The sequence below is a fragment of the Stappia sp. ABD4_338 genome (assembly GCF_056312175.1).
The window spans coordinates 3,917,876-3,938,896 of record NZ_CM149982.1; the positions used below are offsets into that span (position 1 = coordinate 3,917,876).

Consider the following 21,021-nt stretch of genomic DNA (forward strand, 5'->3'; position numbering starts at 1 on the left):
CGTGCCGCCGCGGCCGGGGAACGCGACCTCAGGCCGCTCCCTTCTCCGTCGCCTCGGCGGTCGTTGCCGGCTCGGCGGTCTCGCTCGCCTGGACCGTTTCCCCCTCGGTCTCCGGCTCGGGCGTCTCGAGCTCGGCGGCCTCGGGAAGCGGCACTTCGGCCTTGGTCAGGATGCGGCAGATGCGGGCGACGGTCTCCGGCATCTGGTGACGGTGCACGACCATGTCGACCATGCCGTGGTCGAGCAGATACTCGGAGCGCTGGAAGCCCTCGGGCAGCTTCTCGCGGATCGTCTGTTCGATGACGCGCGGCCCCGCGAAACCGATCAGCGCGCCAGGTTCGGCAAGATGCACGTCGCCAAGCATGGCGTAGGAGGCGGTGACGCCACCGGTCGTGGGATTGGTGAACACGACGATGAACGGAAGCCCGGCCTCGCGCATCATCTGCACGCCGATGGTGGTGCGCGGCATCTGCATCAGCGACAGGATGCCCTCCTGCATGCGCGCGCCACCCGAAGCGGCGAAGAGCACGAAGGGCGTCTTGCGCGCGACCGCAGTCTCCAGGCCCGTGAGGACGGCCTCGCCGGCGGCCATGCCGAGCGAACCGCCCATGAAGGCGAAATCCTGCACGGCCGCGGTGACGTCCATGCCGCTCAGCTTGCCGGTTGCAACCAGAACCGCGTCATCGAGACCGGTCTTGGCGCGTGCGTCGCGCAGTCGGTCGGTATAGCGCTTCTCGTCCCGGAACTTGAGGGGATCGACGGCGACCTCCGGCGTCTTCACCTTCTCGAAGGTGCCGCCGTCGAAGAACAGCTCCAGGCGCTTCCTGGCGGAGACGCGCATGTGGTGGTTGGAATTGGGCACCACGAACTGGTTCGCTTCCAGATCCCGGTGGAAGACCATCTCACCGGTCTCGGGACACTTGATCCAGAGATTCTCCGGCACGTCCCGCTTCTGCAGGAGACCGCGGATCTTCGGGCGAACGACGTTGTTGATCCAGTTCAAGGCTTACCGTCCGTATCTGCTCGGGCGTCCCGTCGCGGGGCCTGCCCTTCGTTTCGCGGCCACCTGGCAGAGCCGCCACGCATGTCCCGCCGACGCGTCAGCCGGCCTGTTCGGCCGTGGCGCGCGCACGTGCCGCGCCGGCCGCCAGATCGCGCACGATCCGGGTCACCGCATCGCGCGTGCCCTGCGTCGCCCGGCCCTGGGCGTCCAGGCTCTTGCGCACCGCATCGACCAGCACCGACCCGACGACGACGCCATCGGCATCGCGACCGATCACCTCGGCATCCTCGGCCGTCTTGACGCCGAAGCCGACGGCAACCGGAAGATCCGTGTGACCCTTGATGCGCCGAACCGCCTCCGCGACACTCGTGCGGTTGGAGATCGTCGCACCGGTGATGCCGGTCACCGAAACGTAATAGACGAAACCCGACGTGTTGGCGAGAACCGTGGGAAGGCGGCGATCGTCCGTGGTCGGCGTCGTCAGGCGAATGAAGTTGAGACCGGCCTCGAGCGCTGGCAGGCAGAGTTCGTCGTCGGCCTCGGGCGGAATGTCCACCACGATGAAGCCGTCGACGCCGGCGTCCTTCGCCTCGGCGACGAAGCGGACCGGATCGCGCACGTAGATGGGATTGTAATAGCCCATCAGCACGATCGGCGTGTCCTGGTCGTGCTTGCGGAAGGCGCGCACCATGTCGAGGGTGCGGTTCATGGTCTGCCCGCCTGCCAGCGCGCGCTGGGTGGCGAGCTGGATCGGCACGCCCTCGGCCATGGGATCGGAGAAGGGCATTCCCAGTTCGATCACGTCGGCGCCGGCGGCCGGCAACGCATCGAGAATGGCCTGGGAGGTGGCGAGGTCGGGATCGCCCGCGGTGATGAAGGTCACCAGCGCCGGCCGGTTTTCCGCCCGACATGCCGCGAAGCGGCGATCGATCCGCGTGTCAGTCATTTCGCCCGTCCTGTGCCGTCTCGTGTCGCGAGGCGCGCCTGAAGGTGTTTCCGTTCCAAGGGAGCCACCCGACCCGCGCGGCCCCGGCTGAATGGGGCATGTAGGAGCGGAAGGGCGCCGCTGTCAATCGGACCGCGCGCAAGGGCGGCATGCCGTGGCGGCGCGGAGGGACGCGACCGTCCGTCCGCGCCCCGTGGTCACAGCCTGCCGGACAGGGCCGCGTCGAAGATCGCGCGCGCGCCCTCCTTGGTCAGTTCGATCGGATTGCCGCCGGCGGTCGGATCGACCACGGCCATCTCGGCGATGGTCTCGGCCTTCGATCCGTCGACCTTGAGACCCTCGAGCGTGGCCGGCACATCCAGGTCGGCGCGCAGCTTCAGGATCTCGTCCATGAAGCCGTCGAACCCGCCGGACATGCCGAGATACCCCGACAGGCGCTCGATCTTGCCCTCGATGGCGGACCGGTTGAACGCCAGCACATAGGGCATGAAGACCGCATTGGTCATGCCGTGGTGCGTGTCGTAGAGCGCACCGACCGGATGCGAGAGCGCATGGATCGCGCCAAGACCCTTCTGGAAGGCGACCGCGCCCATGGCGGCGGCCGACATCATGTGGCCGCGCGCGACGAGATCGTCCGGCGTCTCGGCGACCCGGCGCAGGTTCTCGAACACCAGCCGAAGGCCCTCCACGGCGATACCGTCGCCCATGGGGTGATAGAAGGTCGAGGAATAGGCCTCCAGGCAGTGCGCCAGCGCATCCATGCCGGTGCCGACCGTGAAGTAGCGCGGCATCCCCACCGTCAGCTCGGGATCGCAGATGACGATGCCCGGCAGCATCTTCGGATGGAAGATGACCTTCTTGGTGTGGGTTTCCTCGTTGGTGATGACGCCGGCGCGCCCCACCTCGGACCCGGTGCCGGCCGTGGTCGGAACGGCGAGGATCGGCGCGATGCCGTCCGGATCGGCACGGGTCCACCAGTCGCCGATGTCCTCGAAGTCCCACATCGGCCGGGTCTGGCCGGCCATGAAGGCAATGACCTTGCCCGCGTCGAGGCCGGAGCCGCCGCCATAGGCGATGACGCCGTCATGGTCGCCGGACCGGAAGGCGGCCACGCCGGCTTCCACGTTCCCGGCGGTCGGGTTCGGCTTGATCTCGCTGAAAAGGCCCGGCTCGAGGCCGCCGGCCTTCAGCAGATCGAGGGCCTGGCCGATCATCGGCAGGCGGGCAAGCCCGGGATCGGTGACGATCAGCGGGCGCTTCATGCCGAGGCTCTCGGCGGCGGCGGCCAGTTCCCTGATGCGACCGGCGCCAAAACGCAGGGCGGTGGGGTAGGACCAGTTGACGGAGGGCGTGGTGCTCATGAGCAGTCGACCTTGAGGGATTGGAAGGAACCGGTCCGGCGCACCGTGCGCCGGATCCGGGAAACGTGGAAACCGGACCCCGTGTGCGGGTCAGGTCTTCGTACGAAGGTGGTAGGACTTGGGCCGGGTAAGCGACAGGTAGCCGAGCTCGGACAGGGCCGCGCCCTTGCCGGTCTCCTTCACGCCCGTCCACACCAGGGCCGGATCGAGGTAGTCGCAGCGGTTCATGAACACGGTGCCGGTCTCGACCCGGTCGCCGATGGAGATCGCCGCCTCCTCGTCGGAGGTCCAGATCGAGGCCGTGAGACCGTAGGGGCTGTCGTTCATGAGGGCGATCGCCTCCTCGTCGGAGCGCACCTTCATGACGCCGACGACGGGACCGAAGCTTTCCTCGCGCATGACCGACATCTGGTGATCCACGTCCACCAGAACCTGCGGCATCAGGTAGGCCGTGCCCTCGCGGTCCTCGGGGACGAGCTTCGGGTCGACCAGCGCCTTCGCGCCCTTGCGCAGCGCCTCGGCGGTCTGCTCGCGCACATGGGCGGCGAAGCGGGCCTGGGCCATCGGGCCGAGGGTGGTCGCCTCCTCGAGCGGATTGCCGAGCTTGTAGTTGGAGGCGAAGGCAACGAGCCCCTCGACCACCTGGTCGTAGTGCTTCTCGTGCACATAGACGCGCTCAACGCCGCAGCAGCACTGGCCGGCGTTGAAGAAGGCGCCGTCGCCCATGCCCTCGATGGCGAAGGCCACGTCCGCGTCCTCGCGCACGTAAGAGGGATCCTTGCCGCCCAGCTCGAGACCGAGCGAGGCGAAAGTGCCCGCCGCCGCCTTCTCGATGGCGCGTCCGCCACCGACGGAACCGGTGAAGTTGATGTGGTCGATCCGCCCGGACGCGAGCAGTTGCTCGGTCTGGCCGTGGTTGAGCACGATGTTGCGGAACACGCCCTTCGGCACGCCGGCGATCTCGAAGGCCTTCGCCAGCCGCTCGCCGACGAGCAGGGTCTGGGCGGCGTGCTTGAGGATCACCGTGTTGCCGGCGATGAGCGCGGGCACGATGGTGTTGATCGCCGTCATGAACGGGTAGTTCCACGGCGCGATGATCAGCACGACGCCAAGCGGCTCCGGCTTCACGTAGCGGGTGAAGCCGGGACGGTCCGTGTGATGGCGCGGCGCCAGCGCCTCTTCCGCGATCTTCACCATGTAGTCGGCGCGCTCGCGGGTGCCGCCCTTCTCGCCGCCATAGCGCACGGGGCGGCCCATCTGCCAGGCGAGTTCGGGAACGATCTCGTCGTTCATGGCCTCGAGCGCGGCAACGGCGGCGAGCACCGCGTCGCAGCGCTCGGAGAGCGGCGTCGCGGCCCAGGCCGCCTGCGCGCTGCGCGCCTCGGCCACCGCCTTGTCGATCTCGGCGGCGCTCGCCACCGGGCGTTCGGCATAGACCGAGCCGTCGACGGGGGTAATCAGCTTGATCGTGTCGCTCATTTCACACCCAATCATCCTCCGGCCTCGTCGTGGGCCGGTTTCTTGACGCCGTGCGCTCCGCACGGCCGGTGAACGCCAATGCCACCCCCGGCGGGGACGCGGCGGCGTTCCGTCTCGCTGACCTTGCCCGGAAGCGGGAAGGTCACGCCCGCTCGAAACCGCGGGCGAGTTCGTAGTCGGTGACCACGCGGTCGAACTCTTCCTGCTCCCACTCCGCCGCGCGGACGTAGTGGTCGATCACGTCGTCGCCGAAGGTCTCGCGCAGCATCTTCGACTTGCGAAGGGTCTCGCTTGCGGCCCTGAGCGTGCGCGGCACGTCCTTCAGCCGGCGCGACCGGTAGAGATCGCCGGTGACCGGCGCGTCCAGCTCCAGCTTCTCCTCCATCCCGCGAATGCCGGCGGCAAGCTGCACGGCAAGCGCCAGATAGGGATTGAGGTCCGAACCGCCGATGCGGCACTCGACGCGCACCGCCTTCGTGCCCTCGCCGCACAGGCGGAAGCCGGCCGTGCGGTTGTCGATGGACCAGGCCGTCTTCGTCGGGGCGAAGGTGCCCTCCTGGAAGCGCTTGTAGCTGTTCACATAGGGCGCGAGGAAGGCGGTGTAATCGGAGGCGTAGCGGATCAGTCCGGCCATGTAGTGGCGCATGGTCCGCGACATGCCGTGCTCGGCGTCGGGATCATGGAAGACGGGCTTGCCGTCCTTCGTCCACAGCGACTGGTGCACATGGGTGGCGGAACCGACCTTGTCGCGGTGCCACTTGGGCATGAAGGTCACCGCGTGACCCTGCTGCCAGGCGACCTCCTTGGTCGCGTGCTTGGCGATGGTGTGGAAATCGGCGGTGGCGAGCGCCTCCGCATAGCGGATGTTGAGCTCCTCCTGGCCGGTTTCCGCCTCGCCCTTGGAGTTCTCGACCGGAATGCCGGCGGCCACCAGATGATTGCGCAGCGGCCGCATGACGGCCTCCTCGCGGGTGGTCTGGAGGATGGAATAGTCCTCGTTGTAGCCCGAGATCGGCGCAAGGTCGCGGAAGCCGGACTTGCGGATCTCGTCAAAGCCCTTCTCGAACAGGAAGAACTCCAGCTCGGTCGCCATCATGGCCGTGAGGCCCATGGCCTCCAGCCGCGCGATCTGGGTCTTGAGCATGGTGCGCGGCGAATGGGGCACCGGCTCATGCGTGTGATGGTCGAGCACGTCGCACAGCACCATCGCCGTTCCCTCGAGCCACGGCACGGGCCGCAGCGTGGAGAGGTCGGGCTTCATCACGTAGTCGCCGTAGCCCGCCGCCCAGCTCGTCGAGCGGTAGCCCTCGACGGTGTACATCTCCAGGTCGGTCGCCAGCAGGTAATTGCAGCAATGGGTCTCGGCGTGGGAATGCTCGATGAAATTGGAGACATGGAAGCGCTTGCCCATCAGCCGGCCCTGCATGTCGACCAGGCAGACGAGCACGGTGTCGATGGTGCCGTCAGCGGCGGCGCTCTTGAGGGCTTCAAAGGTCATGGTGCCGGACATGGGGCGTTCGTTCCCGGTTAGGCTTTCGTGCGGTGTCAAACGCCGGACGGGCCGGCGCGGGGAGGGACCGGAGGGCGGACATGCCGCCCCCCGGCACCGTCGTCATCAGGTGTAGCGGTAGGGCCGGCCGGCCTTGCGCATGTCGGCGTTGTACTTCTTGAAGATCTCCACGACCTTGGCCTTGACCGCGGACTGTTCCGCGATCTCGTCCCAGAAGACTTCCGCCGCATCCTCCACGGTCGCCCACTCGGCGTCCGGGATCGAGGTCAGCTCCATCTTGGTGCCGTTGACGCGAAGGCTCGCCTCGCCGCCCCAGTACCACCACTGACGGTAGTAGTGGGACGCATCCATCGCGAGCTGCAGCATCGTCTTCAGGTGATCCGGCAGCTCGTTCCACTTCTCCATGTTGGCGAAGAAGGACCCGGCCCAGGCACCGGAGATGTTGTTGGTCAGGAAGTAGTTGGTCACATCGGCCCAGCCGACCGTGTAGTCCTCGGTGATGCCCGACCACGCCACGCCGTCAAGCTCGCCGGTCTGCAGCGCCACCTCGATGTCCTCCCAGGGCAGCGTCACCGGAACGACACCGAACTGCGCGAGGAACCGGCCCGCCGTCGGGAAGGTAAAGACGCGCTTGCCCTTGAGGTCGGCAAGGCTGCGGATCGGATCCTTGGTGGCGAAGTGGCACGGATCCCAGGCACCGGCCGAGATGTGCTTCACGCCGACCTTGGCGTATTCCTCCTCCCAGATCTCCTTCAGGCCGTACTGGTTGAACAGCACCGGCACGTCCAGCGAATAGCGGCTGGCGAAGGGGAAGTAGCCGCCAAAGACGGTGACTTCCGTCGGCGAGGCCATGGAGTCGTCGTCCGACTGCACCGCGTCGATGGTGCCGCGCTGCATCGCACGGAACAGCTCCGAGGTCGGCACGAGCTGGTCGGCGAAGTAGAGCTCGACCTCCATCTGACCGTTCGCGGCCTTGTTGAAGGCATCGATGTGCGGCTTGATCACATGTTCCGCCAGCGCCGGACCGGCGTAGGTCTGCAGGCGCCACTTGATCGGCGCTTGGCCCAGAACCGCCGGGGCGGCGAGCGTGGAGGCTCCGGCAGCGGCAACGGTGCCAAGGCCCGCGTTCTTCAGAAAATCGCGTCTGTTGGTCATGGTTGTCTTTCCCCTTCTGTCGCATTTGCTTGCCCGGACGGTCCGCCGACCGCCCGGATGTCTCGCGGGCTTTGCGCCCGTCTTTCCCGGTTTCCCGGGCAACTCGCGCGCGGTGTCCCGCGCCATGCCCGGCCGCTCAGCGGCCGTAGACCAGATCCGGCAGCCACAGGGCGATCTCAGGGAACAGCATCAGGATCGCCAGCGCCAGAACCATCACCGTCACGAAGGGCAGGATGGAGCCGTAGATGTCGCGCAGGCTGATTTCAGGCGGAGCCATGGCGCGCATCAGGAACAGGTTGTAGCCGAACGGCGGGGTCATGTAGGCGATCTGCGTCGTCACCGTGTAGAGCACGCCGTACCAGATCAGCACCTCGTCGCGCGGCAGGCCGAGGTCGAGCGTCGCCACGAGCGGCACGTAGAGCGGCGCCACGATGACGAGCATCGCCGTGTCGTCCAGGAAGGTGCCCATCACCAGGAACGAGAGCTGCATCAGGATCAGGATCATCCAGGGTGACAGGCCGAGCTTCTCGGTGAAGAGGTCGGAGATCGCGTTGACCGCGCCGAGGCCGTCGAACACCGCGCCGAAGCCCAGCGCCGCGAGGATGATCCACATGAACATGCAGGAGATGGCCAGCGTCTGGCGCGTGGAAGTCTCGAACACCTTCCAGGTCATGCGCCCGCGCAGCACCGCCGCCAGAAGCGCGGCGAGAGCGCCGATCGCGGAGCTTTCCACCAGGCTGGTCCAGCCGTTGACGAAGGGCACCATCATGGCCGCGAAGATGGCGATCGGCAGGATGCCGGCGCCGAGAAGGCGAACCTTCTCCGCCCGCGGCACGTTGCGTTCCTCGGCCGGCAGCGCCGGACCGAGCTCCGGGTTCAGCCGGCAGCGCACCGCGATGTAGACGATGAACATCGTCGCCATCATGAGACCGGGGACCACGCCGGCGAGCCAGAGCTGGCCGACGGGCGCGCGGGCGATCATGGCATAGAGCACCAGCACCACCGATGGCGGCACGAGAATGCCGAGTGACGAGCCGGCCTGGATGACGCCGGTCACCATCTTCTTGTTGTAGCCGCGCTTGAGCAGCTCCGGCAGGGCGATGGTGGCGCCGATGGCCATGCCGGCGACCGAAAGCCCGTTCATGGCGGAGATCAGGACCATCAGGCCGATGGTGCCGATGGCGAGCCCCCCGGGCACCGGCCCCATCCAGACATGGAACATGCGGTAGAGATCGTCGGCGATCTTGGATTCCGACAGCACGTAGCCCATGAAGATGAACATCGGCAGGGTGAGAAGCGGATACCACTTCATGAGCTTCATGGCGGCGGCAAACGGCACTTCCGCACCGCCGGTGCCCCAAAGCGCCAGCGCGGCCACCGCCGCGACGCCGCCGATCGCGCCGAAGACGCGTTGCCCCGTGAGGAGCATCAGCATCATCGAGGCGAACATGAGCAGGGCGATCATCTCGTAGGACATCAAAGCTCCTCCCCGTTGATGCGGGCGATGTCCTTCACAAGCTCCGAGATCGCCTGGAGCAGCATCAGGAAGAAGCCGAGCAGCATGACGAACTTGACCGGCCACAGGTAGGGACGCCAGGCCGTGGGGCTGCGCTCCACGTAGCCGATGACCTCGCCGGCGGCATCCGGGCCGCCGGTGACGAAGGCCACGATCAGGTCCTTGAAGAAAACGAAGGGCTCGGTGCCGAAATGACCGAGCGAATAGGCCGTCGAGCTGAGCGCGCCCCAGATCAGGACGCAGAGGTAGAACATCAGCACGAACACCGTGAAGGCGTCGAACCACGCCTTCCTGCGCGGCGACCAGGCCGAATAGAACAGGTCCATGCGCACGTTGGAACCGAGCTGGATCGACCAGGGGCCGCCGAGGATGTAGTAGCCGACCATCAGGAACTGGGCGACCTCGAGCGTCCACAGCGAGGGATTGAAGAAGGTCTTGGAGGCGGACGACCACAGGAGGACGCCCATCATCGCGAACAGGCCGAACATGACCACGCGCCCGAGGCCGGCGTTGAACCGGTCGACGGTGCGTACGTAGCCGCGGGCGACGGAGCGCATCATGCCCCGCCTCCCAGCAACGCGCGCCGCGCCGCCTCCATCGCGCGGGCGAGGCGTTCGGCCCACAGCCGCTCCCCGGCCTCGTCACGAAGCTCGTCGTTGCGGATCTCCACCATGGCGCAGGGGAGGCCCCGGCTCTCGGCGTGCCGGTCGAGCGTGTAGTAGACGCCATCGAGCGGCGCATAGGGCTCGTTGTCGCCCAGGTCGGAAATGCCCTGCCCGGCGAGATCCGCCAGCATCGCCTCGGCGACGCGGCGGTCGACATTCGACAGGATTCCGACGGGCCACGGCCGGGACACACCCTTGTAGACCGGCGTGAACGTGTGGATCGACACGACGATGCTCGCCAGCCCGACCCGCTCACGGCCGGCCATCAGATCCTCGATCGCCGCATGGAAAGGGGCATGGGACAACGCGATGCGCGCGGCGCGCGCCGGTTCGTCGAGCCCCTTGTTGCCGGGAACCTCGGTGGTTTCGCTCACCTCCGGCACAAGGTCGCGGGCACCGGGATCGCGGTTGCAATCGATCACGAGGCGGGAGACGTCAGGCCAGACGAGCGGCGCATCGAGAAGGGCGGAAAGATGCCGCGAGACGCCAAGCGCCCCCGGATCCCAGGCGATATGGGCGCGCCGGGCCTCCTCGTCGAGACCGAGATCGCCGAACTCCGGAGGGATGCGGTTGGAGGCATGGTCGCACAGCAGGACGAAGGGTCCTTGCGCCCCCGCGTTCTCGATGCGGATCACAGTGCTGGCGTCCGGCGCCACGGCTCCATCGGGTGCCTTTTCCGGCAACATTCGCCTCTCCCCCGGGCGACGGCGCAGGCGAGCGCCGTCCCGTCCACTCGTTACCGGCCAGGGTCGCGCTGTTATATTTGTTACAGAATTGCGTTAGCCCGGCCTTCCTGTATGATTTGATACAGCGATCGGCGGATTGTCAATCGCCATTGCACGACAAGCCGTAACCGGCAGAAAAGACGAGACCGGATCATGACGGGGGAGGAAGACGGGCACGCGGCGAACCGGGCGCTGGCGGAGGAAATCCGCCACAGGCTCGGAGAATGCACCGCGACCGAACGGCGCGCGGCGCTGGCGCTGCTTGCCAATTATCCCATGCTCGGGCTGGGCACCGTGGCCCAGTTCGCATCCGCCGCCGGCGTCAGTTCGCCGACGATCCTGCGCTTTGCCGCCCGCATGGGCTTTTCCACCTACGCCGCGTTGCAGACCCGGCTCAGGACGGAGCTGGAGGACCAGCTCCGCTCACCGCTCGCCAAGGCCAAGGCGGGTGAGGGCGATGCCGCGGACGGGCACGCCAGGGGGCCCTCGGCCATCGCGGCGGCGGCGGGGCGCAACATCGACGAGACCTTCCGTCACCTGCCCGAGGCGGAGCTTGCAGCCGTCGTCGGACTGCTTGCCGACGAGCGACGGCGCATCTTCCTTCTCGGCGGACGCTTCACCGACGCGCTGGCGCGCTACATGGCCGCGCATCTGCGCATCGTGCGGCCCGGCGTCACCCACCTGACCGGCCAGGAAGGCAACTGGCGCGACACGCTGCTCGACATGGGGCGGCGCGACGTGCTCGTGGTGTTCGACATCCGCCGCTACCAGGACGACCTCGCGCGCATGGCCCGCGCGGCCGCCGGGCTCGGTGTCTCGGTGGTTCTCGTCACCGACAGCTGGCTCTCGCCCATCGCCGCCGTGTCGGCACACGTGTTGCCGGCCCGGGTGACGGTGCCCAGCCCCTGGGACTCGGGCGCCGCCCTTCTGGTGATCGCCGAGGCCCTCGTCGCGGGAGTGACCCGCCAGGATCCCGGACGCAGCGAGCGGCGCATGGCACAGATCGAGGGCTATCGGGATGCCGGCGATCCACCGGCGGATTCCTCAATCTCCTAGGGAGTGACCCCCTAGCGCTGCCCCTTGAAATAGGGCTTCAGCAGCGCGCGCGGATAGTCGGCCCGGCGGGCGGCGACCACAAGCGCCGCAATCGACAGAAGATAGGGCATCATCAGGAAGAGCTGCCCCGGCACGAAGGCCCCGACTTCCGTCTGGAGACGCACCTGGAAGGCGTCGAAGGCACCGAACAGCAATGCCCCGACGAGCGCCTTTCCGGGCCGCCACGATGCGAAGACCGTGAGCGCGATGCAGATCCAGCCGCGCCCGTTGACCATCCCGAAGAAGAAGGCGTCAAACGCCGACATGGTGAGGAACGCGCCGCCCAGCGCCATGAGCGCCGAGCCCGCGACCACCGTTCCCATGCGAAGCGCCACGACGGACAGTCCCTGCGCCTCGACCGCGGCCGGATTGTCACCCACGGCCCGGATGGCAAGGCCAAGGGGCGTCCGGTTGAGCACGACCCACACCGCCACGACGAGCGCGAGGGCGAGCATGGTGAGCGCCGTCTGCTGGAACAGCACCGGCCCGATGAAGGGCAGGTCCGACAGGACGGGAATGTCGAGCGGCTGGAACGCGGTGATGCGCGGCGGCGAGGACACGTCCGGCAGGGCGGTGCGGTAGGTGTAGTAACTCAGACTTGTCGCGAACAGCGTCACGCCGATGCCCGAGACATGCTGCGACAGGCCGAGCGGCACGGTCAGGATCGCATGGATCAGCCCGAAGGCCGCCCCGGCCATGGCCGCGACCAGCACCCCGCCCCAAAGGCCGGCGCCGAGCCAGGCCGCCATCCAGCCGGCCATGGCGCCGGCCGTGAAGATGCCCTCGATGCCGAGGTTGAGAACGCCCGCACGCTCGCACAGGAGCGCGCCGAGAACGCCGAAGATCAGCGGCGTCGCGATCCTGAGCGCCGCCGCCCAGAAGCTGGCGGAAACGAGAATGTCGAGGATGTCGCTCACGCGCCGTGCCCTCCCTGGCCGTGGGGGCGCACGAAACGCACGCGGAAGCGCACGAAGAGGCCCGAGACGAGAACGGCGATCAGCGACGTGGCGACGACCAGATCGGCCAGATAGTTGGACACGCCGATGGCGCGGCTCATGCTGTCCGCGCCGACGAAGACGCCGGCGATGAAGAGGGCGGCAACCACCACACCGAGCGGCGACAGGCCGGCAAGCATGGCGACCACGATGCCCGCATAGCCGAAGCCGGGCGAAAGGTCGGCGGTGAGATAGCCCTTCAGGCCCGCGACCTCGCCCACGCCCGCGAGACCGGCGAGCCCACCGCTCAGCAGCGCGACACGCAGCATGGTTGCCGTAACGGGAATGCCGGCGTGGCGCGCGGCTTCCGGATTTTCGCCCACGGCGCGGGTCTCGTAGCCCCACACCGTGCGCTTCATCACGACATGAACCAGAAGCGCGCAGCCCAGCGCCACGAAGAGACCGGCGTGAACGCGCATCCGCGCCATGAGCTTGGGAAGTGTCGCCGCCTCCAGCATGGGCTCGGACTGCGGCCAGCCCATCCCCATGGGGTCCTTCATCGGCCCCTCGAGCATCATCTGCACGAACAGCAGCACGACGAAGTTGAGCAGCAGCGTGGTGACCACCTCGTCCGCGCCCAGGCGCACCTTGAGAAGCGCCGGCACCAGCATCAGCAGGCCACCGGCAAGCGCACCCGCCACAATGACCGAGGGAACCATGACGACGGGCGGCAACGCCAGCGCTCCGGAGCCGACGGCGACAGCCGCGAGCGCCCCGGCATACAACTGGCCCTCGCCGCCGATGTTCCACAGTTTCGCGCGGAAGGCGACGGCGGCGGCAAGGCCGGTCAGGATCAGGGGCGTCGCGCGCGCCAGAAGCTCGGAGACCGCGAAAAGCGAGCCGAACGCACCCTTCGCCATCAGCGCATAGGCGGAAAACACCGGCGCACCGGCGGCGGCGATGGGGATGGATGCCAGCAGAAGTGCGGCGAGCGCGGCAATGGCGGGGGCGGCGACACGGCGCAGGGGCGTGACGGTTTCGCGCGGTTCGAAGCGGATCATGCCGCCGTCTCCTCGTGGTCGTGACCGGCCATCATCAGTCCGACGCGGGCACGGTCGAGCACCTCGGCGGGAAGCGGCTGGCTCAGCCGTCCGCGATGGATCACGCTGATCCGGTCCGCCAGGGCGAACAGCTCGTCGAGGTCCTCGGAAATCAGGATCACGCCGGCGCCCCGGCCGCGCGCGTCGAGCAGGCGGCGATGCACCTCGCCGGTGGCCCCGATGTCGAGCCCGCGCGAGGGCTGGGCGGCGAGCACCACACGGGGATGCGCATCAAGCGTGCGGGCCAGCACGATCTTCTGGATGTTGCCGCCCGACAGCAGCCGCGACACCGCGTCGCCGCCGGGGCAGCGGATGTCGTGGGCCGCGATCGCCTCCCTGGCCCGGTCCGCGATGGCGGAAAAATCCAGAAAGCCGAAGCGCTGGTAGCGCGACGAGCGGATTTCCTCGATCACAAGGTTCTCGGCCACGCTCATGGCGCCGACGATGCCGTCCCGGTGGCGGTCCTCGGGAATGCGGGCAATGCCGGAGAAGATCATCGCTCCCGGGTCGCCCGCCTCCAGCGCGGCCCCATCGAGGGCGAGGTGCCCGGCCTCCGGCTCGACCAGCCCGGACAGCAGACGCGCCAGTGTTCCCTGGCCGTTGCCCGACACCCCGGCGATGCCGAGGATTTCGCCGACGCGCAGGTCCAGATCGACTTCGCGGATCGCGTCACGCCCCGATCCCGCCGAGACACGTGCCAGCGACAGGAGGATCGCACCCGGCTTTCCCGGCTCGCGCAGGCTCTGGGTGACGGCGTGACCGACCATGAGCTCCGCGAGCTTCTGGCGGTCGCAGGCGCCGGTGGGCAGGTCGGCGACGCTGCGCCCGTGCCGCAGCACCGCGACCCGGTCCGAGGCGGACAGCACCTCGGCCAGCTTGTGGGAAATGAAGATGATGGCGAGCCCCTGCGCGGCAAGCGCCTTGAGGGTCGCGAACAGCTGTTCGGATTCCTGCGGCGTCAGGACCGCCGTCGGCTCGTCGAGCACCAGGACACGCGCCTTGCGATAGAGCGCCTTGAGGATTTCGACCCGCTGCTTCTCTCCGACCGAAAGCCGCGACACGCGGGTGTCGAGATCGACGACGAGTCCGGAGCGCCGCATCAGCGCCTCGAGTTCCGCCCGGGCACCGGCGGGAGCCCTGCGCGGCGAGAACAGCGAGCCGGTGCCGAGCAGGATGTTTTCAAGCGCGGTGAGGTTCTCGGCGAGCGCGAAATGCTGGTGCACCATGCCGATGCCGGCGGCAAGCGCTGCATGGGGGGAGCCCGGCTCGAGCGGAACCAGGCCGCTGCCGTCTGCCGCGGCGATGTGCACCTCGCCCTCGTCGGCGACATAATGGCCGAAGAGAATGTTCATCAGCGTCGTCTTGCCGGCGCCGTTCTCGCCCAGCAGCGCGACGATCTCGCCGGCCCGCAGGCTCAGCGACACGTCCTCGTTGGCGACCAGGGCGCCGAAGCGCTTGGTGATGCCCTGCAGGCGGAGGACGACGGGGGGATCGGCGGCGGTCATGTCACCTCTTCGATGGATCTCGTCTGGCAGCTTTCCGGATGTGTCGTCTTCCGGGGCCAAATGCCGACGGCACACGGCCCGGACCGGATGGAACCGGACCGGGCCGCGAGACGAATGGCCGAAGGCGGAGGCAAACGCAACCCGTGCGCCCCCCGCCGGGGGATCACATGGTCGACTTGGGCTCGGCGTCGTTGACGTTGACGCGGAACAGTCCGTCCAGGATCTCCTTCTCCTTCTCGCGCGCGGCCTTGACGGAGTCCGCGTCGGCGAGCGACTCGTCGACGACGAAGCTGCCGCCGCCGTAGCTCATGAAGGAATACTGGCCATAGTCGGCGGGTTCGAAACTGTCGGTGGCGACCGCCTCGATCACCTTGTCGATGGTCGGCTGCATGTTCCACAGGGCGCTGGAGAGAATCGTTCCGGGATAGTCGGCGGAGGTGTCGATCACGTTGCCGATGGCGAGGATGCCACGCTCCTTCGCCGCGTCGGACACGCCGAAGCGCTCGGCGTAGAGGATGTCGGCCCCCTTGTCGATCATCGCGAAGGCGGCTTCCTTCGCCTTGGGCGGATCGTACCAGGAGTTGATGAAGGTCACGAGGAACTTGACGTCCGGGTTCACCGCCGTGGCGCCTTCCATGAAGGCGTTCATGAGCCGGTTGACCTCCGGAATCGCATAGCCGCCGACCATGCCGATGACGTTCGACTTGGTGGCCTTTCCGGCGATCATGCCGGTCAGGTAGCTCGGCTCGTGGATCCAGTTGTCGAACACGGCGAAGTTCGGCTTGGCAGGACCGAAGGAGGAGCCCATCAGGAAGGCTGTCCCGGGATATTCCGAGGCCACGTTGCGCGCCGCGCGCTCGACCGCGAAAGCCTCGCCGATGACGAGATCCATGCCGCCCTCGGCATATTCGCGCATGACGCGCTCGTAGTCGGTGTTGGCCACGTTCTCGGAGTAGACATAGGTGACGTCACCGCGCTCCTCGGCGGCCTTCAGCGCCTCGTGAATGCGGCCCACCCACTGCTGCTCGACGGGAACGGTGTAGATCGCGGCCACCTTCAGCGGCTTGTCCTTCGCTTCCGCCGGCGCGCCGGCAAGGGCGGTGGCGGCAAGCGCGAGGCCGAGAAAGGCACGGCGCGTCCATGCAAGCGTCGTTTGTCGGATTGTCATTGTTGGCTACCCCCTGGCAGGTTGCTGTCTCGCGGATCCACCGGCCATGTGCGGGGTCGCCACAGGCACCCCGGGAACGCGGACCGGACGGCGCCCGCCCTGCGGGCGGAGCACGCGCCGTGCCGTCGTCCGCGCGCATCGCGCGGGCCGTCCGGCGGACTGGCGAATTGGACCACATTCCCGCAAAAGCGACAATGCGACGCGCGCGCGGCCAACGCTGTTTCCTGTTCGAATGGACAGGATTTGATCAGATGGTCAAATTTTGACCGGACGGATGCTCATTTCGCGGCGTCATCCGGTGCGGGGGGCACGGGTGCACGGCCGCCCCGGTTCCGCAGCCGGCGAAGATAGCCGGCGAGATCCACCGCGCCGGTGACCTGGACGAAGATCGCGAACAGCACCAGACCGCAAGCGACGAGCAGGGCCAGCGCGACGAAGCGCAGCAGCGTGCCGTCACCGCTCAGCCAGGGGCCCAGCACCGCCGCACCGCCGAAAAGGCCAGCGCCCATGAGCACGCTGGCAAGCGCCAGCAGCGGCAGGCGCTTGCGGGCCCGGGAATCGAAGCGGAAATGTCCGCGCCGCCACAGCACGATCATGAGCAGGCCGGTGTTGACCCAGCCGGCGATGCTCGTCGCCAGTGCGATGCCGACATGCGCGAGAAAGGGCGCAAGCGCGAGCGCGCCGACCACGTTCACCACCATGCCGACGCCCGCGAACCACATGGGCGTGACCGTGTCCTCCCGGGCGAAGAAGGCGGGAGAGAACACCTTGTTGAGCACGAAGGCGGGCAGACCGATGGCAAACGCCATCAGCGCGCCCGTGGTCGCGGCAGCCGCCTCGGCTCCGAACGCACCGCGCTCGAAGAGCACCGACACGATCGGCGCCGGCACCACCACCAGCGCGACCGCCGCCGGCAGCGTGAGGGCGAGAGCGAATTCCAGCGCGCGGTTGAGCCGGTCGTTGGCATCGCGTGACGCGGTCTCCGCGCCCGAGCGCAGTGCGCGGGAGAGATCGGGCAGCAGCACGACGCCGATGGCGATGCCCACGACGCCGAGCGGAAGCTGATAGATCCGGTCGGCATAGTAGAGATAGGACACCGCGCCGGCCTGGGCGGAGGCGATGATGGTTCCGACCACGATGTTGATCTGGGTGATGCCGCCGGCGATTACGCCGGGAACGCCGAGGCGCCACAGCCGGCGCACGGCCGGCGTGAGGCGCGGGCGACCGAGCGGAACGGAAAAGCCGAGCCGGCGCACCGCGCCAAGCAGCAGCGCGAGCTGCGCGAGCCCTGCGACCAGCACGCCGCAGGCCAGCACCACGCCGAGCGTCATCCCCGTCTCCAGGCCGCTGATCCAGATGCCGGTCAGCACCGAGATCATCACCAGGTTCAGCACCACCGGCGCGAAGGCCGCGGCGGCGAAGCGCTGGTAGGTGTTGAGAATGCCGGACAGGAAGGCGACCAGCGACATGCACAGCAGGTAGGGAAAGGTGATCCGCGACAGAAGCACCGCGAGATCGAACTTGCCCGGATCCTCCACGAAGCCCGGCGCCAGGACCAGCACGAGGCCGCTCATGCCGACGAAGGCGAGCGCGGAAAGCGCCATGAGCGTCCAGAACAGGGCGGCAAGGATCTCGGCGGCGAAGCGCCGCGCGCCGGCTTCGCCCTCTTCCTCCAGGGCGCGGGCGAAGAGCGGCACGAAGGCGGAATTGAACGCCCCTTCGGCGAACAGGCGCCGAAACAGGTTGGGCAGGCGGAAGGCCACGAAGAAGGCGTCGGCCACCGGGCCGGCTCCGGCGAAGGCGGCGATCATCACGTCGCGCACGAAACCAAGCACGCGGCTCATCATCGTGGCGCCGCCGACGGTGGCGAAATTGCGCAGCAGGCTCATACGGCGGGTTCCGGGCGCGGGAGGGAAGACGGCGCGGTCAGCGGCGGTCGGCTCACCTCAGGCGGCTCCCGCCCGTCGGGCCCTGCGCCTGGGCTGGTCCTCGCCCGCCTCGCCGTCGACCGCCGCGCGCAGGCGGTCGCGGATCGCTTCCTGACGCCCGATGTTGGCGATTTTCTGGCCCGTGAGATCCGTGACGTAGAAAACATCGACCACCCGCTCGCCGAAGGTGGCGATATGCGCGGAGTTGATGTTGAGATTGAGATCCGAAATGGCCCGCGTCAGGTCGTAGAGAAGACCGGGGCGGTCGAGACCCGTGATCTCCAGCACCGTGTGGCGGTTGGACAGGGCGTTGTTGACCAGAACTTCGGACTCGACGCGGAACGCCTTCATGCGCGTGCGGCTCGCCACCTTGCTGGCGACGCTCTCGGGCAGCCTTTCCTCGCCGCGCAACGCCTTCTCGATGAGCTTGCAGATACGCTCGCCCCGGCGCAGTTCGTCTGCGTCTCCCGGCAGTTCGCGGGAAATGAAGATCGTGTCGAGCGCGAAGCCGTCGGTGGTCGTGTCGATCTGCGCGTCGACGATGTTGGCCCCGGCGACGAAACAGGCGCCCGCGATGACCGACAGCAGCCGCGGGTGATCGGCCGCGAGAACGGTGATCTCGGTCACCTCCTCGAAGGCGTGCGGGGCAACGCGCGAGGCGAAGCCCCGGCCGGAAAGGTCCGCCTCGCGGATCATTCGCGCGTCGGCGACCTTGCGCTCGACCGGCACCCGGAGCCAATAAGCCGGATAGTGACGTTCGCGATAGGCGGCAAGCTCCTCCGCGCTCCAGTCTCCGAGTTCCGCCTCCAGCTCTTCCACCGCCCGCGTGACGCGCTGCTCGTGCGGCAACACGGAATGACCGCCGGTGAGCACCGGTTCGGTCTCATAGTAGAGCGTGCGCAGGAGCTGGCCCTTCCAGCCGTTGAAGACATTGGGGCCGACGGCGCGAATGTCGGCGACGGTCAGCACCAGAAGCAGCTTCAGCCGCTCGAGGTTCTGCACGGTACGGGCAAAGTCCTCGATCGTCTTGCGGTCGGCAAGGTCGCGCGATTGCGCGGTGGTGCTCATGTCGAGATGGTGTTCGATCAGCCAGGCCACCGTGTCGGTTTCCGTCGGGCTGAGGCCGAAGCGCGGGCACAGGCGCCGTGCGATGCGGGCGCCGGCGATCGAATGGTCCTCCGGCCGCCCCTTGGCGATATCATGCAGGAACATGGCGACGAAGAGCACCCGGCGGCTCTGCACCGTCTTGATGAGATCGGTCGACAGCGGATGATCCTCCCCCGCCTCGCCACGCTCGATCTCGCCAAGAACGCCGATGGAGCGGATCAGGTGCTCGTCCACCGTGTAGTGGTGATACATGTTGAACTGCATCATGGCGACGACCTTGCCAAAGTCCGGCACGAAGCGGCCGAGCACGCCGGTCTCGTTCATGCGCCGCAGAACCGTCTCCGGGTCGTTGCGCGAGGTCAGCACCTGCAGGAACAGCCGGTTCGCCTCGGGATCCTCGCGCACCGCCGGGGTGACAAGCTTGAGCGAGCGGCGCACCAGCTTGAGCATTTCCGGGTGCAGCAGCGCCGAAAGCCGGTCGGACACCGCGAACAGCCGGATCAGGTTGACCGGATCCTTCTCGAAAACGCCCGGGCTCGCGACGTTGAGACGACCGTTGTCTATGACGAAATCCGGTGCGCCGGACACCGGCCGACGGGCCGAGCGGCGGGTGATCCTGCCGATAAGCTGCGAGAGCGGCTGGGGTGCCTTGGCGTGCTGTTCCTCGAGCGCCGCGCAGAAGATGCGGGTCAGGTCGCCCACGTCCTTTGCCACGAGGAAATAGTGCTTCATGAAGCGCTCGACATCCTTCATGCCCGGATGCTGGGTGTAGCCGAGACGCACCGCGATGTCGCGCTGCAGGTCGAAGGACAGGCGCTCCTCGGCGCGGCCCGTGAGGAAATGCAGGTGACAGCGCACCGCCCAGAGAAAATCCTCGCCCTTGCGGAACCGCTTGATGTCGGCGCGGGTGAAGACCCCGGCCTTGACCAGCCCGGAGCCGGTGCGCACGCGGTAGAAGTACTTCGAGATCCAGAACAGCGTGTTGAGGTCGCGCAGACCGCCCTTGCCTTCCTTGACGTTGGGCTCGACCAGATAGCGCGAGGCGCCCTGGCGGGTGTGGCGCTGGTCGCGCTCGGCCAGCTTGGCGGCGATGAATTCGGGGCCGGATCCGGCCACGACCTCCTTGTCGAAGCGCTCGAGCAGTTCGTCGGTCAGCGTCCGCTCGCCCCAGACATGGCGGGCCTCGAGGATCGCCGTACGGATGGTCATGTCGGCGCGGGACAGGCGCACGCATTCCTCGATGTTGCGCGTGGCGTGACCGACCTTCAGCCCCATGTCCCACAGCATGTAGAGGATGTATTCCACCACCTGCTCGCCCCAGGGCGTCTGCTTGTAGGGGAGCAGGAACAGCAGGTCGACGTCGGACCCGGGCGCCAGCGTGCCGCGCCCGTAGCCGCCCACCGCGACGATGGACATGCGCTCGGCGGCGGACGGATTTTTCACCCGGTAAACGTGGTGGATCGCGAAGTCGTAGATGACGCGCAGCACCTCGTCCTGGACGTGACTCAGCCGCTGGGCACAAAGGGTGCCGCCTCCATCCTCGAAGAGACGCTCCTCCACCAGCGCACGCGCGTCGCGCATGACCGTCTTGAGTTCGGCGAGCACCTGGCCGCGGATCGCCGTGCCCGACCCGTCGCCGTCGCTTTCCGCCGTCAGCGCGGTGAGGCGATGGCGCAGCGCGTCGGCGTCGATCAGGCCGTCGAAGGGATCCTGCGATTTGGTCATGGTCGCTCTTTCGGACTCAAGGGTCGGGGCGCTCGGCGGCGGCAGGGTACGCGTGCGGGCCGCGCCGGTCGAGGGGCAAGCGGACCATGCACCGGCAC

General features: G+C 67.9%; 16 protein-coding genes. 1 reads left to right on the top strand and 15 read right to left on the bottom strand.

Annotation, left to right across the window (positions count from 1 at the left end):
* Positions 1-28: 28 nt before the first annotated feature.
* From accD to ACYX4S_RS17570, 9 genes are all read right to left on the bottom strand, one after another.
* Complete coding sequence (gene accD / locus ACYX4S_RS17530; RefSeq protein ID WP_476361129.1) at positions 29-1,003, bottom strand: acetyl-CoA carboxylase, carboxyltransferase subunit beta; 975 nt, start codon at positions 1,001-1,003, stop codon at positions 29-31.
* A gap of 97 nt (positions 1,004-1,100) precedes the next feature.
* A complete protein-coding gene (gene trpA, locus ACYX4S_RS17535; protein WP_476361130.1) occupies positions 1,101-1,949 on the bottom strand; it encodes a tryptophan synthase subunit alpha in 849 nt (282 codons plus the stop codon).
* A gap of 197 nt (positions 1,950-2,146) precedes the next feature.
* Positions 2,147-3,310 carry an iron-containing alcohol dehydrogenase gene (locus ACYX4S_RS17540; protein WP_476361131.1) on the bottom strand — a complete coding sequence of 388 codons (1,164 nt, stop codon included), beginning with the start codon at positions 3,308-3,310 and terminating at the stop codon, positions 2,147-2,149.
* Positions 3,311-3,400: 90 nt separating this feature from the next.
* The gene (locus tag ACYX4S_RS17545; protein WP_476361132.1) at positions 3,401-4,789 is read right to left on the bottom strand and encodes an aldehyde dehydrogenase family protein; all 1,389 of its coding nucleotides are present in this window, start codon (positions 4,787-4,789) and stop codon (positions 3,401-3,403) included.
* 142 nt (positions 4,790-4,931) lie between these two features.
* Positions 4,932-6,299 carry a glutamine synthetase family protein gene (locus tag ACYX4S_RS17550; RefSeq protein WP_293717492.1) on the bottom strand — a complete coding sequence of 456 codons (1,368 nt, stop codon included), beginning with the start codon at positions 6,297-6,299 and terminating at the stop codon, positions 4,932-4,934.
* A 105-nt stretch (positions 6,300-6,404) separates the two neighbouring features.
* Positions 6,405-7,454: a TRAP transporter substrate-binding protein gene (locus tag ACYX4S_RS17555; protein ID WP_476361133.1), complete on the bottom strand. Its 1,050-nt coding sequence runs from the start codon at positions 7,452-7,454 to the stop codon at positions 6,405-6,407.
* Between the two features lie 136 nt (positions 7,455-7,590).
* Positions 7,591-8,931 carry a TRAP transporter large permease gene (locus tag ACYX4S_RS17560; RefSeq protein WP_476361134.1) on the bottom strand — a complete coding sequence of 447 codons (1,341 nt, stop codon included), beginning with the start codon at positions 8,929-8,931 and terminating at the stop codon, positions 7,591-7,593.
* Positions 8,931-9,530 carry a TRAP transporter small permease subunit gene (locus ACYX4S_RS17565; protein WP_422070077.1) on the bottom strand — a complete coding sequence of 200 codons (600 nt, stop codon included), beginning with the start codon at positions 9,528-9,530 and terminating at the stop codon, positions 8,931-8,933. Before ACYX4S_RS17565 ends, ACYX4S_RS17560 begins: the two co-directional genes overlap by 1 nt.
* A complete protein-coding gene (locus tag ACYX4S_RS17570) occupies positions 9,527-10,321 on the bottom strand; it encodes an N-formylglutamate amidohydrolase (RefSeq protein ID WP_476361135.1) in 795 nt (264 codons plus the stop codon). The genes ACYX4S_RS17565 and ACYX4S_RS17570 overlap by 4 nt, the downstream gene beginning before the upstream one ends.
* 192 nt (positions 10,322-10,513) lie before the next feature.
* Here ACYX4S_RS17570 and ACYX4S_RS17575 point away from each other — a divergent pair, with 192 nt between their 5' ends.
* Positions 10,514-11,416: a MurR/RpiR family transcriptional regulator gene (locus ACYX4S_RS17575; RefSeq protein WP_476361136.1), complete on the top strand. Its 903-nt coding sequence runs from the start codon at positions 10,514-10,516 to the stop codon at positions 11,414-11,416.
* 11 nt (positions 11,417-11,427) lie between these two features.
* On the opposite strand, the gene ACYX4S_RS17580 is transcribed toward ACYX4S_RS17575, so the two are convergent.
* From ACYX4S_RS17580 to ACYX4S_RS17605, 6 genes are all read right to left on the bottom strand, one after another.
* Positions 11,428-12,372: an ABC transporter permease gene (locus ACYX4S_RS17580; RefSeq protein ID WP_476361137.1), complete on the bottom strand. Its 945-nt coding sequence runs from the start codon at positions 12,370-12,372 to the stop codon at positions 11,428-11,430.
* Complete coding sequence (locus ACYX4S_RS17585) at positions 12,369-13,451, bottom strand: ABC transporter permease (protein WP_476361138.1); 1,083 nt, start codon at positions 13,449-13,451, stop codon at positions 12,369-12,371. The genes ACYX4S_RS17580 and ACYX4S_RS17585 overlap by 4 nt, the downstream gene beginning before the upstream one ends.
* Positions 13,448-14,995, bottom strand: coding sequence for an ABC transporter ATP-binding protein (locus tag ACYX4S_RS17590; RefSeq protein ID WP_476361139.1), 1,548 nt, complete (start codon positions 14,993-14,995; stop codon positions 13,448-13,450). Before ACYX4S_RS17590 ends, ACYX4S_RS17585 begins: the two co-directional genes overlap by 4 nt.
* A 163-nt stretch (positions 14,996-15,158) precedes the next feature.
* On the bottom strand, positions 15,159-16,163 hold the full coding sequence (locus ACYX4S_RS17595; RefSeq protein WP_476361140.1) for a BMP family protein: 1,005 nt from the start codon (positions 16,161-16,163) through the stop codon (positions 15,159-15,161).
* Between the two features lie 278 nt (positions 16,164-16,441).
* Positions 16,442-18,052: a murein biosynthesis integral membrane protein MurJ gene (gene murJ / locus ACYX4S_RS17600; RefSeq protein WP_476361141.1), complete on the bottom strand. Its 1,611-nt coding sequence runs from the start codon at positions 18,050-18,052 to the stop codon at positions 16,442-16,444.
* Between the two features lie 57 nt (positions 18,053-18,109).
* The gene (locus tag ACYX4S_RS17605) at positions 18,110-20,923 is read right to left on the bottom strand and encodes a [protein-PII] uridylyltransferase (RefSeq protein WP_476361142.1); all 2,814 of its coding nucleotides are present in this window, start codon (positions 20,921-20,923) and stop codon (positions 18,110-18,112) included.
* Between the last annotated feature and the right edge of the window lie 98 nt (positions 20,924-21,021).